Origin of the sequence: Pseudomonas simiae (genome assembly GCF_000934565.1) — a bacterium.
In the GTDB taxonomy this organism is placed as follows: domain Bacteria; phylum Pseudomonadota; class Gammaproteobacteria; order Pseudomonadales; family Pseudomonadaceae; genus Aquipseudomonas; species Aquipseudomonas simiae.
Genome location: NZ_CP010896.1, coordinates 5,161,529 through 5,176,526 on the forward strand (window position 1 = coordinate 5,161,529; position 14,998 = coordinate 5,176,526).

5 protein-coding genes, 2 tRNA genes and 2 rRNA genes are annotated in these 14,998 nt (G+C 59.4%); all 9 read right to left on the reverse strand.

Annotation, left to right across the window (positions count from 1 at the left end):
- Window position 1 precedes the first annotated feature (1 nt).
- Window positions 2-1,264, reverse strand: coding sequence for a diguanylate cyclase DgcN/YfiN (gene dgcN, locus PF1751_RS23495; RefSeq protein WP_010206545.1), 1,263 nt, complete (start codon window positions 1,262-1,264; stop codon window positions 2-4).
- Entirely contained in the window at window positions 1,261-1,836 is a 576-nt protein-coding gene (gene yfiR / locus PF1751_RS23500; protein ID WP_010206546.1) for a regulatory sequestration protein YfiR, read from the reverse strand. The genes dgcN and yfiR overlap by 4 nt, the downstream gene beginning before the upstream one ends.
- Before the next feature lie 142 nt (window positions 1,837-1,978).
- Window positions 1,979-4,048 (reverse strand): exodeoxyribonuclease V subunit alpha, encoded by a 2,070-nt coding sequence (recD, locus tag PF1751_RS23505; protein ID WP_044287881.1) that lies wholly within the window; start codon window positions 4,046-4,048, stop codon window positions 1,979-1,981.
- Entirely contained in the window at window positions 4,045-7,719 is a 3,675-nt protein-coding gene (gene recB, locus PF1751_RS23510) for an exodeoxyribonuclease V subunit beta (RefSeq protein ID WP_044287883.1), read from the reverse strand. The genes recD and recB overlap by 4 nt, the downstream gene beginning before the upstream one ends.
- Window positions 7,716-11,168, reverse strand: coding sequence for an exodeoxyribonuclease V subunit gamma (gene recC, locus PF1751_RS23515; protein WP_044287885.1), 3,453 nt, complete (start codon window positions 11,166-11,168; stop codon window positions 7,716-7,718). The genes recB and recC overlap by 4 nt, the downstream gene beginning before the upstream one ends.
- 144 nt (window positions 11,169-11,312) lie before the next feature.
- Window positions 11,313-11,428: ribosomal RNA gene (gene rrf, locus PF1751_RS23520) — 5S ribosomal RNA — on the reverse strand.
- 156 nt (window positions 11,429-11,584) lie between these two features.
- Window positions 11,585-14,476: ribosomal RNA gene (locus PF1751_RS23525) — 23S ribosomal RNA — on the reverse strand.
- 238 nt (window positions 14,477-14,714) lie between these two features.
- Window positions 14,715-14,790: transfer RNA gene (locus tag PF1751_RS23530), tRNA-Ala, on the reverse strand.
- A 10-nt stretch (window positions 14,791-14,800) separates the two neighbouring features.
- A tRNA-Ile gene (locus tag PF1751_RS23535) sits at window positions 14,801-14,877 on the reverse strand.
- Between the last annotated feature and the right edge of the window lie 121 nt (window positions 14,878-14,998).

Consider the following 14,998-nt stretch of genomic DNA (forward strand, 5'->3'; position numbering starts at 1 on the left):
GTCAGCTCCTGTGTTGAACGTTGGCGGCCGAGTGCTCCGACTCCGCCGTTTGCTGGCCGCCCGAAGACAAACGTTTGGCCTGGTACATCGCCGCGTCGGCGGCATTGAGCAAGGCACCTGGGGTGGCACCATGATCGGGGTAGATGGCGATGCCGATGCTAAGGGACGTCAGTACCTGGGTGTTGCCTGGCACGGGGATCGGCAGGTCCATGCTGGCGATGATCTTGTCGGCAATACGCTCGGCGTCTTGCGCCTTGTGCAACGGCGCCAGCAGGATGGCGAACTCATCGCCGCCCAAGCGCGCCACCAGGTCATCTTCACGCAATTGCGCACGCACGCGCTCCGCGACGGCGACGAGGACTGCATCGCCGGCGGCGTGGCCAAAGCTGTCATTGATCTCTTTGAAGCGGTCGCTGTCGAGGTAAAGCACCGCCACCTGTTCTTTGGCCTTGGCCGCACTGCGCAGCGCCCGAATCAAACGGCCTTCGAAAAAAGCACGGTTGGGCAGGCCGGTGAGGCTGTCGTGGTTGGCCTGATGGGCGAGGGATTCGTTTTCGCTTTGCAGATGGCTTTGCCAGGCTTCCATCTCGCCGAGCAAGGCGTTGAAGTCACTGCCCAGGCTGTCGAGTTCGGCGATTTTTGCCGGGGGTACGCGGCGGTCGAAGTCGCGTTCACTGCGCGCGGCGTGGGCCACCGCGGCGAGGCTTTGCAGCGGGCCGGTGATGCCGCGCAACAGGCGCCGCGCCAGGTGCAGGGCGATCCACGCGCTGAGCGCAGTGCAGATGAGGATCCCGGCCAGGCCGCTGAGCAGGAAGCGCAGCAAGCTGCCGCCGTGACCGGTGAGGTGGGTGCTGCCGATGACTTGGCCTTGATGCAGGATCGGCTGGCTGATGGGTTGTTCGAGCAGGGTATGCGCCAGCTCCAGCTCGACCCGAGAAAGCATGCCGGTTTCCGGGCGTATCCACTTCGCCAACAACGTGCCGTTGACATCGAAGACTTCGGCCTCGGCCACTTCTTCGGTGGAGGCGATCAGGCTGAGGGCTTCGGTGGCCGCCGCGCTGTCGTTGAACACCACCGCCGCTTCCACGGTGTAATTGATGGAACGTGCGATCAGGTGCAGGTTGTGCTCGGCATAGACCCGCAACGCCAGCACCCCGAGCAAGGTCAGAGAGACACTCGCCAGGGTCACGGCCACCAGCGCCAGGATCAGGTGTCCTCGGCCGATGACAGAACCCAGGGTCGGCCGCACTTTGACAACCGTCATGACGCAGGCGCTCGGCGACGGGACAACTGCAGCACGCTCGGGTGAATGCGTACACCGCTGCGGGCGACGGAGTCGAGGTTGACCTCGAACGAAACCTGCTCATCGCTCACCCGCAGACAGAACAGACTGCCCACCGTGCATTGGTCGCCACCTTCGCTGATGCTCAGTACCGGATGGCCGATCAACGACGTGAACAGCTGGCTGCGCTCATCGGCACTGAGTTTGCCGATGTACACCGCGTCACAGGCATTGACGATATCCGGATGGTTGGCCAGCAGGCGCTGAACCACGACGGGACGGCCGGTGGCCTGGGTGGTGCCTTTGATCAAATCGTCGGTGTACTGGGTCGGGCCAACAATACACAGGCGCAATTGCGCAGGCTCTACCGGCCAGCGCGCATAACTGAGGATACCCAGTACCACTTGGGTGACCGCCTGGGCGCGGTGTGCGGCAAGGCCTGCAGGGTCGGATGCCTGGGCGCAGGCGTGTGGCGCGAGCACACACAGGACCGCCACCAGTAGCAGGCGTCTCCAGCTCAAACTGCGCTCTGTGGACGCGACAGCCACGTTCATGCAGCGATTCTCTCAGGTGTTTTTATAAATGATGCCGCAACGATAGCACAGCGGCGGAAAACCCCACGAAGACGGGCGTTGGCGGGGCTCGCTATTTTTTCAGAAAAATCAGACGCCTGAATAAGAAATATTGCATGAGCTGTCAGTCAGTTTTTTCTGATTCGTGACCCAACTCCAGCATCAACCCACTCAAACGCTTGACCTTACGCCTGACGGCTTCTTCAAACACGCCGCCTCGGGGCTCGATCAGGCTGAACCAACGCTTGGCCCGAGTGATGCCGGTGTAGATCAGCTCTTTAGTGAGCACCGGGCTCAACGCATCCGGCAGGATCAGCGCGGTATGCGTGAATTCCGAGCCCTGGGATTTATGCACGGTCATGGCGTACACGGTTTCCACATCGTTCAAACGGCTGGGCAACACAAAACGCACGCCGCCCTGGCCGTCGTTACGCGGGAAAGCCACGCGCAGCACCTGGGGACCGCCGTCGCTTTCGGGCAATTTGAGGGCGATGCCGATGTCACCGTTCATCAAGCCCAGGCCGTAATCGTTACGGGTCATCAGCACCGGGCGCCCCTCGTACCATTGTTCGTCGCCGTCGATCAGCCGTACCTTGCGCAGGGCGGCGGTGATGCGCAGGTTCAGGCCTTCCACGCCCCAGGGGCCTTTGCGTACCGCGCAGAGCAGTTGGAACGCGTCGAAAGCTTGCAGCAGTTGTTGCGCCCAGTGGGTCCAGGCGTCGCTTTCACGCGGTGTTTCCGGCGACGGACGCGCGCTTTGCAACAGGTTGAGGTAATAGCGATAGCCCTCGGCACCCTCGCCCTGCCCGTCCAGCACCAGGCGTTCCAGGGCGTGATCGTGTTCGCCCTTGAGACTGACGCAAAACAGATCATCGTGACTGCGCGCGGCAAGCAGTTTGCGGGCTTCTTCAGGGTTTTGCTGGTTGACCCAGCGCGCCAGTTGGCCGATGCCACTGCCTTCGCCGAAACGTCGCGAGTAACGCAGCATCACCACTTGCTGGGCCAGGGGATGGCTGCCGTCGAAGTCTTCCTGCAGGCCGCTGGCGCTGAGGTCTTCACCGCTGACGGCCTGCAGCCATTGGCGCGTCTCGGCGCTGTAGAAACCGGCTTCGGCGTCGCGGCACAAATCACCGAGCACGGCGCCCGCTTCTACCGACGCCAGTTGGTCCTTGTCGCCCAACAGCACCAGGCGTGCATGGGGCGGCAAGGCGTCGAGCAGGTTGGCCATCATTTCCAGGTCGATCATTGAGGCTTCGTCCACCACCAGCACATCCAGCGGCAATGGGTTGCCGATGTGATGACGAAAATGCCGCGTGCCCGGACGACTGCCCAGCAGGCGGTGGACGGTGGTGACCTGGGTTGGGATTTTTTCCTTCACGCTGTCAGGCACTTTCAGCGACAGCACTTGTTGGCTGATGGACTCGGTGAGGCGTGCGGCGGCCTTACCGGTGGGCGCGGCCAGGCGAATGCGCAGTGGGCTGCCGACGTCCACAGCCGGCGCCTGCAACAGCGCGAGCAAGCGCACCACGGTGGTGGTCTTGCCAGTGCCGGGGCCGCCGGTGACGATGCTGAATGCGCCGCGAGTGGCCAACGCGCAGGCGAGTTTTTGCCAGTCGATCACGCCGTCGGGCGGTGGTTGGTCGAACAGGCTGTTGAGGCGCTGCGGCAAATCAGCGGCGACACTCTCCTGAGTAGCGAGACGCAGGCGCAGGGCGGTGTCGATGCGCCGTTCGTAGGTCCAGTAGCGGCGCAGGTACAGGCGCTTGCCGGAGAGTACCAAAGGGCGACTTTGGGCGGATTCGCGGCCATCGACTGCCAACGCCACCAAGTGACTGGCGGCCAGAGCATGGCACCAGTGGGCGCCGTCCAGGCCGTCGAGCAACTGCGACGGCAGCAGCATGGCGCCGGTTTGCAGGTCGCCTTCAGGCGGCAACGACAGGGCGAAATCCGGCGCCTTGAGGGTTTCGAACAGGTCAAGGCAGACATGGCCGTGGCCCAATTGATGGCTGGTCAGCGCGGCGGCCAGTAGCATCAGCGGGTCCGCCTGTGGATCAAGCTCGTGCAGGAAACCGACAAAGGCTTTGTCCAAGGCACGCAACCAGCCACGGTCGACCCAACGTTCCAGTAATTGCACCAGGTCGGCGGCGCGGCTGAGGGGCGTCAGTTCCTCCAGCGGTAACGGCAACAGGCTCATAACAACACTCCTTGTTCCCAGGCGGGCTCAACCTTGGGCGGGATGGGCTTGCCCTGGAACAGCAGGTCCAGGCCTTCAATCAATTCCCGCGGCGGTCGGGTGAAATACGCACCCTGACTCGCGGACTGCGTACCCCGCAGGAAAATGTACAACGCACCGCCGACATGGCGGTCGTAGTCGTAGTCCGGCAGGCGCGCCTTGAGTTGGCGGTGCAGGGCCAACAGGTAAAGCACGTATTGCAGGTCGTACCGATGATCAAGGATCGACTGTTCCATGGCATCAAAGGTGTAGGCCGAATCGTCGGGGCCCAGCCAGTTGGATTTGTAGTCGGCCACGTAATAGCGGCCGTCATGTTCGAAGGTCAAATCGATGAAGCCCTTGAACATACCGTTGAGCAGCACCGGCTCTGCGGCGACGCGGGATACACCGTTGTGGGTGTATTGGCAGACCAGCTTGTCGAGGGCGAGTACGTCGACCTTGTGGCTGGCGAACCAGAATTCCATCTCGATCTGGTACTGCTGCAAACCACTGAGGGAGACGTGGCTGTTATTCACAGGCAATGGCGTTTGCAGCAGGTGGCCGAGCCAGCTGCTGAGGGTAATGATCCAGCCTTCCCAGTTGCGCCGGTTGCAGCGGGCGCCCACGGCCTTTTCGATCGCCTCGGGCGTGACGTTGAATCCGTCCTCCCCTGCCCATTCCAGCAGGCCGTGCAGGAAGGTCCCTGGGTTAGGGCCGCGTGGGAAACGGTGAATGTCGCCGCCGGATGCCGCCACTTCGCGCGGTGCGTCGGGATCGAGGCGTTCGTCATCAAACAGCTTTTGGGCCTGCGGGCTTTCCGGTGCTTCGAGGGTGGCGGCGCTCATGCTGTCGCCGATGCGCAAGGCGCTGTAGGAAGCAATCCACCAGTTTTCTGCAGCCTTGCGTTTGGGCAGGAGGGGCGCTCGCAGCGTGGCTTCGTTGCGGGGTGGGTGGAAGAGGTTGTCTTGCGCTTCGGGCACCTGGCCATAGTGGATTGCCGTGCACCCTTCTTGAAGGTCCAAGAGCCAGCGCGCCAAGCCGGCGGACTCACCCAGTGATGCTCCTGCGCCAAGCAAATAGCCCAGCGCCGACAGGTGCAGTACGGAGTTGTTGCTGTTGCCGCGCTTGAGGTCGGCGATACCCAGCCAGCACGCATGCTTGGCGCGGGTCAGGGCTACGTAGAACAGGCGCAGGTCTTCGGCCAGCCGTTCGTTGTCCGCCTGGGCGATCAGCTCAGGCGTAGGGCGCAGGCTGACGTGGGATTTGCCGTTTTCATCATGGTAATGAAGGGGCAATCGGCTACCGTCCACGGGTTTGGCTGAGCAGATGAAGGGCAGGAAAACCAGGTCGTATTCCAGGCCCTTGGATTTGTGGATGGTCACGACCTTGACCAGTTGTTCATCACTTTCCAGGCGCAGGATTTGTTCTTCGCCCGCCTGGCCGGAAAGTGCCAGGTGCTCGGCCAAATGGCGGATCAGTGCCTGCTCGCCATCAAGTTCAGAAGCTGCCTGTTGCAGCAGTTCACTGAGGTGCAGCAGGTTGGTCAGCACACGCTCACCGTCACTGCGTGCGATCAGGGTTTGCGGCAGCTTGAAGTCGTGCAGCAGGCGACGCAGCATCGGCAGCACGCCTTGGGTGCGCCAGATCGTGCGGTAGCCACGGAACTGCATGACGCGGCTTTCCCACGCCAGCTCGTCCTGGTTCAGGCGCTCCAGTTCTGCCAGTGACAGGTTGAGCGTGACGCAGGCCAGAGCGGCGCGCAGCGGGCGTTCGACATCCGGCTCGGCGCAAGCCTTGAGCCAAGCCAGCAGGTCGTGGGCCTCCTGTGCGGCGAAGACGGAGTCCTTGTCGGACAGGTAGACGCTGCGCACTCCACGGGCGGCCAATTCGCCGCGTACGGCTTGGGCTTCCTTGCCGTCGCGCACAAGGATCGCGATGTCTGACGGGCGTACACCTTTGAAGCTGCCGTCCGGTTGTAGGAAACCTGCGCTGCCTTGCTGCCCGCCGTTGAGCAACTCAACAATGTGCGTGGCACAGGCGGCCGCCAGCTGCTGACGATAAATCACGTTGGAAACCGGCTGGTCGGTGGGTAAGTGCCAGAGGTTCATCGCGGGCAGCGTTTGCCCATCGACCTGCAATTGTTCCTTGCGCCCCTGGGACAGTACCGAGTGGAACGGCACCGGGTTTACACCATCGGGCTCGCGGAACAGGAATGCACCACGGCCCGTTTCCGCACGCTGAAACACATGGTTCACTGCCTCGACCATCGCGTGGCTGGAGCGGAAGTTGGTGCCCAACGTGTGGTGGCGGCCGGTGGTGGACTGACGGGCGCGCAGGTAGGTGTAGATATCGGCGCCACGGAAGGCGTAGATCGCTTGCTTGGGGTCTCCGATCAGGAACAGGCCACTGTCGAGGTGGTTTTCTTCAATGCGGTAGATACTGTCGAAGATGCTGTATTGCACCGGGTCGGTGTCCTGGAACTCGTCGATCAGGGCCACCGGGAATTGCTCGCGGACCACACTGGCCAGGCGTTCGCCGCCGTCGGCTTGCAGCGCGGCGTTGAGGCGGATGAGCATGTCGTCGAACCCCATTTCGGTGCGACGGCGTTTTTCTTCTTCAAAGCGTTTGCCCACCCAGCCGGCGGCGTGTTGCAACACGGCGGCGTCGGGGGTCGGCAGCGCATCGAGAGCCGCCTTGAGACCGGCCATGGCGTCGATGCCAGGATGCTGCGGTGGCTCGCCTTTCCAGGCTTCGGCCATGCCGTCAGGCGTCAGGCGCGTGAAGCCGGTGCCGATGTCGAGTTGTTCGAGGGTTTCGTCAGCAGCCCAGGCACTGATTTTTTCGAACCAGGGTTCGAAGTAGCGCGCCTGCATCTTGCGCCCGTCGACGGCTTTGGCGGCCACGGCTTGCAGGCAGATGTCGCGCAGCTCAGTGGCCCATTGTTGCCAAGGCGCCTTGAGGGTTGTCAGCGCTTCGCGGCGCTCTTGCAGGCAAGCCGTGATCAGTTCTGCGGGCTCGCGGGTTTCATCCGTCGGCCGCTCGCTGCCGAACAACGCGCGTACCCGTGGCATCAACGCAGCAGGTCCACCCCAGTGACTGCGCACCCAGTTGAGTGCGTCGTCATGCATCGGGTAGCAGAACAGCCGCCAGTAATCGCGCAACACTTCGCCGAGCAAATCGCTGTGGTCGGTTTCCAGGGTCTGGGTGAACAGGCTGCCGCTGTCGAACGCATGTTCGCGCAGCATGCGCTGACACCAACTGTGGATGGTCGAGACGGCGGCTTCGTCCATCCACTGGGCGGCGATGTCCAGGCGGTTGGCGCAGGCAGGCCATTGTTCGGGTAGGTAATCCGCGCGCAGATCGGCGATCAGGGCGTCTGGCTGTTCAATCTCTTCGCGAAAAAAACGAGCGGCTTCGGCCAGGCGGATGCGGATGCGTTCGCGCAGTTCTTTGGTGGCGGCATCGGTGAAGGTCACCACCAGGATCTGCGGCGGCAGCAGTTCGCGGCCAAAGCTTGATTCATCGCCCCCGTGGCCGAGGACCAGGCGCAGGTAGAGGGCGGAGATGGTGAAGGTCTTTCCGGTACCGGCGCTGGCTTCAATCAGCTGGCTGCCTTTGAGCGGAAAGGCCAGGGCCAAGGGTCTGCTGGTCATGCGCTGGCCTCCTCGCCGGTGAGTGATCGCCACGGGGCGTTGAGCAGCGGGCGATACAGGGTTTCGCACCAACCTTCGAATTCTTCACTGGCGATGAGTGTGGCGTAATCGGGGAATTGCCGGGTGAGCGCCGGCGTTTCGCGGCGTTCGCCTTCGTTGTTGAGCCCATCACCTTCGTAGGTTTTAACTGCGGCTGCTTCGGCCTTGACGGGGTCGGTCTGGCTGAGCCACGCGAAAGCGGTTTTGACGGCCACGGGCAACGGTTTGCTCATTCCGGCATGCCAGGCGAGCAGCAAGTGGCCGAGGACTTCCTGGGCATTGGCTTTATCCAGAGGCGGCAGCAGCAGGGTGTCATCGCTGGCCACCAAGCCGGTGCTCAGCGGCAGACCGCACGCACAGGCAACCAGGTGATTGACCCAAGGGCGAATCAGGCGATGCCACTTGCGGGTCTTGATCGAGCCGATGCTGTTGGGAATGGTGGTAACGCTTAGCAACCCGCCATCACTGCGTCGATGCAGACCGCTGATCCAGCCTTCCAACTGCACGCCGTGATGCTCAAAACTGACCGGTTCGGCACCGGTGTGCGGGGTAGGCCAAAGGGCGAGCAATTGCTGATAGCGTCGCAACAGATCGGGTAAAGGCTCGATCAGTTCGTTGCGCAGGCATTCGCCGAAACCAACCATCGGCAACAGGCCACTGCCTTGCAGGCGCAGGGCCTGGGCGTTCAGGGTCTGGTCGAGCTGATCGGGTCGGGTGAGCGCGGCATTCAGCAGGCTGTCACTCAGGCTGTAGCGTTGCAGTGCGTCGAGAACAAAAGGCTCTTCGTCGGCCAGCGGCACTTCGGCGGCTTCGAAGAATACTTTCAGGCGCTGGCTGAAGAAGTGTTTGACCGGGTTGCGCAGGAAGTCTTGGAGCTGGCCGAGACTCAGGGGTTCTTCCTGTTGGTGGGGAGCCAGGTCGTGTTCTGTCGGGAGGGCATCGGAGGCTTCATGAAGCAACTGCCATTCGCGCGCGTAGCTGAACAGCGCATCGCCTTCATGGAAGTAACGGGCGCTGAACGGTTGCAGCGGATGCTCTTGGGTCATGGCTTCGATCAGCGGTTTGTCACTGTTTGCCAGGTGCCAGCCACTGGCGAGATGGTCACGCAGTTGGCCGATGAGTACCGACGCTGGGCGGTCACTGTTGTCGCGGATGCTGCGGCCGACCCAACTGACGTAGAGCTGGTCACGTGCTGAAAGCAGGGCTTCGAGCAGCAGGTAGCGGTCGTCTTCACGGCGTGAGCGGTCGCCTGGGCGGTAGTCGCTGCCCATCAGGTCGAAGTCCAGCGGTGGTTGCGCGCGCGGGTAATCACCGTCGTTCATGCCGAGCAGGCAAACGAGCTTGAACGGGATCGCACGCATGGGCATCAGAGTGCAGAAATTGACAGCCCCGGCGAGGAAGCGTTGGGACAGGCGACCTTGGTCCAGCCCCGCAAGCCAGGCCTCGCGGACCACTGTGAGAGGTAATTCGTCTTGCAAGCCGACGGATTCGCAGGTTTCCAGCCAGGTTTCCCTGAGTTGTTCGAGTTGGCCCAGCAGGTAGTCATCGTGCTCGCTGCTGGGTAGGAAGAACAGTTGTATCAGGCGTTGCAAGCGCTCGCCCCATTGCGTCGGTGAAGCCGGCAGTGATAACGCTTGATGCGCATCGCTGAGTGCGTCGAGCAAAGCGACCAAAGGGCCGATGAGCGCCGCATCAAGGCCACCGATTTCGTCGTAGGGCTCGATACCATCACACGCGGCGCCGGTGCCGACGGCGTAACCGAGCAACATGCGGCGCAGGCCGAAACGCCAGCTGTTTTGTTCCAGTTCTTTTGGCAGGCCCAGACCGGCACGTTGTTCGGCGTTGAGCCCCCAGCGGATGCCGGCGCCTTCGATCCAGCGATGCAGCGTGGGCAGGTCGCGCTCCTTGATGGCGAAGCGTTCGCGCAGGGCCGGCACGTCGAGCAGATCGAGGATCTCGCTGACCGGGAAGCGGCTGTCGGGCAGTTTCAGCAGGTGTTCGACGGCGATGAGCAGCGGGTCACGGCCGCGTTGGCCTTGGTCGGTCAGGGTGAACGGGATGAAGCGTGGGTCATTGCGTTCGAGTTGGCCGAACACGGCGCGGATGTGCGGCGCATAGCTGTCGACATCCGGGACCATGACGATGACATCCCGCGGGCGCAGCGAGGGGTCGGCACTGAAGCGTTGGAGCAGTTGGTCGTGGAGAATTTCCACTTCTCGCTGCGCGCTGTGGGCGATGTGGAAGCGAATCGAGGTATCACGTTGCAGGTCGACAGCAGGCCATAGCTCGCGTGTTTCATTGAGTGGACGCAACTCCAGGATGTCGTCCTGGAGTTGATTGAGCAGTGTGGTGGGCTCGCTGTCGCTGAACAGGTCGATGCGGCCATCGCGGAATGCAGCGCGGTAGCTATTGGGGTCGTCGTAGCTGTCCAGCAGGCTGATGTAGTCACGGCCTTGTTTGCCCCAGGCGGCCAGTAGCGGGTGGGCGTGCTGGTGCAGGGTTTGTGGGTCGATGGTGACCGGCATGCCGGCTTTGCGCGCCTGGCGTTTGTATTCGTTACGCAGGAGGTCTTTGTCGGCGACGATGTCGGACCAATGGTGGCGGCAAGGGTTGTGCACGCAGAGCAGAACTTGGCTGAATCGCGCGAGGCCGGCGAGGGCTTCCAGTGCCTGGGCGGGCAACGAGGAAATGCCGAAAACGATGACTCGGGATGGCAGGCCCCCGGGCGCTTTTTCCAGTGTATTGATGCGCTCGATAAAGCGCTGATGAACGCCGGCGCGGCTTTCGGCCATGCCTTCTTCACCAACATCCAGCAGCAGTGCTCGCCATAGTTCGGCTTGCCAGCAGTTGGCAGGGTTGAGTGGCTTGGATTCGCCTCGACCGTTGCGCAGCTGGTGGCGGCCGGCAGCCCAGTCTTCGAGCCAATCGGCACGGTAGACCTGATATTGGTCGAACAGGTCAGCCAGACGCTCGGCGAGTTGGTAGCGTTTGCGCAAATCGGTGTCGTGGGTGAGAAAGCGCTGGAGTGGTTCGAAGTGCGGTTGATCGATAAGCTCCGGAAGCAGGCGCATGAGGCGCCACGTCAGCGGGGCTTTATCGAGCAGGGATTTGGGCGGAATTTCATCTTTTCCCAAGACCATACGGTAGAGCTGCCACATAAAGCTGCCGGGTAGTTGAACATCGATGGCGGCGGCGATGCCGCAACCCCCCATGTCGTCGTCTTCCGGATCTTCCGCCAGGGCCAGCTTGAGCCACTGGGCGATACCGTTGCTTTGGACCAGGGCGATTTCGTTTTCCAGGGGAGCCAGGGGGTAGCGGCGCATCCAGCTGACCACCAGGCTGCGCAGTTCGTCCAGGCGATTGCCGTGAACCACCATGAATCCAGCGCTGAGGGACGTCGCATCCGGCATAACGGCTTCCTTGGGAAAAGCGAAAATCGAGGGTGCGACTTTAGCACTGTGGGCAGTTGTTGGCGGAATTGCGATGTGAGCTGTCTTTCCGACCGCCCAAAACAAAACCCCATCTGCTTTCGCAGATGGGGTTTCGGAATTTAATCTTGACGATGACCTACTCTCACATGGGGAAACCCCACACTACCATCGGCGATGCATCGTTTCACTGCTGAGTTCGGGATGGGATCAGGTGGTTCCAATGCTCTATGGTCGTCAAGAAATTCGGGTACTGAGTCGTGACCTGATGGCCTCGCTTCAGCAAATTGGGTATGTGACAGATCGGTGTTTTGTGAGATATCGAACTTTCGGTTCGTATCATCTTCACACACCGCAATCTGATGCTCGTTAGAGTAGTCAAATTGCTTGGGTGTTATATGGTCAAGCCTCACGGGCAATTAGTATTGGTTAGCTCAACGCCTCACAGCGCTTACACACCCAACCTATCAACGTCGTAGTCTTCGACGGCCCTTCAGGGAACTCAAGGTTCCAGTGAGATCTCATCTTGAGGCTAGTTTCCCGCTTAGATGCTTTCAGCGGTTATCTATTCCGAACATAGCTACCCGGCAATGCCACTGGCGTGACAACCGGAACACCAGAGGTTCGTCCACTCCGGTCCTCTCGTACTAGGAGCAGCCCCTCTCAAATCTCAAACGTCCACGGCAGATAGGGACCGAACTGTCTCACGACGTTCTAAACCCAGCTCGCGTACCACTTTAAATGGCGAACAGCCATACCCTTGGGACCGGCTTCAGCCCCAGGATGTGATGAGCCGACATCGAGGTGCCAAACACCGCCGTCGATATGAACTCTTGGGCGGTATCAGCCTGTTATCCCCGGAGTACCTTTTATCCGTTGAGCGATGGCCCTTCCATACAGAACCACCGGATCACTAAGACCTACTTTCGTACCTGCTCGACGTGTCTGTCTCGCAGTCAAGCGCGCTTTTGCCTTTATACTCTACGACCGATTTCCGACCGGTCTGAGCGCACCTTCGTACTCCTCCGTTACTCTTTAGGAGGAGACCGCCCCAGTCAAACTACCCACCATACACTGTCCTCGATCCGGATAACGGACCTGAGTTAGAACCTCAAAGTTGCCAGGGTGGTATTTCAAGGATGGCTCCACGCGAACTGGCGTCCACGCTTCAAAGCCTCCCACCTATCCTACACAAGCAAATTCAAAGTCCAGTGCAAAGCTATAGTAAAGGTTCACGGGGTCTTTCCGTCTAGCCGCGGATACACTGCATCTTCACAGCGATTTCAATTTCACTGAGTCTCGGGTGGAGACAGCGCCGCCATCGTTACGCCATTCGTGCAGGTCGGAACTTACCCGACAAGGAATTTCGCTACCTTAGGACCGTTATAGTTACGGCCGCCGTTTACCGGGGCTTCGATCAAGAGCTTCGCGTTAGCTAACCCCATCAATTAACCTTCCGGCACCGGGCAGGCGTCACACCCTATACGTCCACTTTCGTGTTTGCAGAGTGCTGTGTTTTTAATAAACAGTCGCAGCGGCCTGGTATCTTCGACCGGCATGAGCTTACGGAGCAAGTCCTTCACCCTCACCGGCGCACCTTCTCCCGAAGTTACGGTGCCATTTTGCCTAGTTCCTTCACCCGAGTTCTCTCAAGCGCCTTGGTATTCTCTACCCAACCACCTGTGTCGGTTTGGGGTACGGTTCCTGGTTACCTGAAGCTTAGAAGCTTTTCTTGGAAGCATGGCATCAACCACTTCGCTAACTAAAAGTTAGCTCGTCATCAGCTCTCGGCCTTAAGATCCCGGATTTACCTAAGATCTCAGCCTACCACCTTAAACTTGGACAACCAACGCCAAGCTGGCCTAGCCTTCTCCGTCCCTCCATCGCAATAACCAGAAGTACAGGAATATTAACCTGTTTTCCATCGACTACGCTTTTCAGCCTCGCCTTAGGGACCGACTAACCCTGCGTCGATTAACGTTGCGCAGGAAACCTTGGTCTTTCGGCGTGGGTGTTTTTCACACCCATTGTCGTTACTCATGTCAGCATTCGCACTTCTGATACCTCCAGCAAGCTTCTCAACTCACCTTCACAGGCTTACAGAACGCTCCTCTACCGCATCACTTACGTGATACCCGTAGCTTCGGTGTATGGTTTGAGCCCCGTTACATCTTCCGCGCAGGCCGACTCGACTAGTGAGCTATTACGCTTTCTTTAAAGGGTGGCTGCTTCTAAGCCAACCTCCTAGCTGTCTAAGCCTTCCCACATCGTTTCCCACTTAACCATAACTTTGGGACCTTAGCTGACGGTCTGGGTTGTTTCCCTTTTCACGACGGACGTTAGCACCCGCCGTGTGTCTCCCATGCTCGGCACTTGTAGGTATTCGGAGTTTGCATCGGTTTGGTAAGTCGGGATGACCCCCTAGCCGAAACAGTGCTCTACCCCCTACAGTGATACATGAGGCGCTACCTAAATAGCTTTCGAGGAGAACCAGCTATCTCCGAGCTTGATTAGCCTTTCACTCCGATCCACAGGTCATCCGCTAACTTTTCAACGGTAGTCGGTTCGGTCCTCCAGTTAGTGTTACCCAACCTTCAACCTGCCCATGGATAGATCGCCCGGTTTCGGGTCTATTCCCAGCGACTAGACGCCCTATTAAGACTCGCTTTCGCTACGCCTCCCCTATTCGGTTAAGCTCGCCACTGAAAATAAGTCGCTGACCCATTATACAAAAGGTACGCAGTCACCCAACAAAGTGGGCTCCCACTGCTTGTACGCATACGGTTTCAGGATCTATTTCACTCCCCTCTCCGGGGTTCTTTTCGCCTTTCCCTCACGGTACTAGTTCACTATCGGTCAGTCAGTAGTATTTAGCCTTGGAGGATGGTCCCCCCATATTCAGACAAAGTTTCTCGTGCTCCGTCCTACTCGATTTCATGACTAAGAGATTTTCGCGTACAGGGCTATCACCCACTATGGCCGCACTTTCCAGAGCGTTCCGCTAATCTCAAAGCCACTTAAGGGCTAGTCCCCGTTCGCTCGCCACTACTAAGGGAATCTCGGTTGATTTCTTTTCCTCAGGGTACTTAGATGTTTCAGTTCCCCTGGTTCGCCTCTTGCACCTATGTATTCAGTACAAGATAACCATCTTATGATGGCTGGGTTCCCCCATTCAGACATCTCCGGATCAAAGTCTGTTTGCCGACTCCCCGAAGCTTTTCGCAGGCTACCACGTCTTTCATCGCCTCTGACTGCCAAGGCATCCACCGTATGCGCTTCTTCACTTGACCATATAACCCCAAGCAATCTGGTTATACTGTGAAGACAACATTCGCCGAAAATTCGAATTTCTCAACTAAGAGAACTCACAAATTTTACCTTAGCCTGATCCGTTACCAGTGAAAGTAACGTTCAGTCTATCTTTCTATCACATACCCAAATTTTTAAAGAACGATCTAATCAAAGACTAGAAATCAATATTCACACTGGAATATTCATTTCTAAACTCTAACAGCAGAAGCAGTTATATGGTGGAGCCAAACGGGATCGAACCGTTGACCTCCTGCGTGCAAGGCAGGCGCTCTCCCAGCTGAGCTATGGCCCCATAACAAAATTGGTGGGTCTGGGCAGATTCGAACTGCCGACCTCACCCTTATCAGGGGTGCGCTCTAACCAACTGAGCTACAGACCCAATTTCGAGCGCAACTGATTAGCTATGAGCTATCAGCTTGGAGCTTAAAGCTGCTTCTATCGTCTTCTTCAATGAATCAAGCAATTCGTGTGGGAACTTATGGAGCAACTGATGTCGTCGA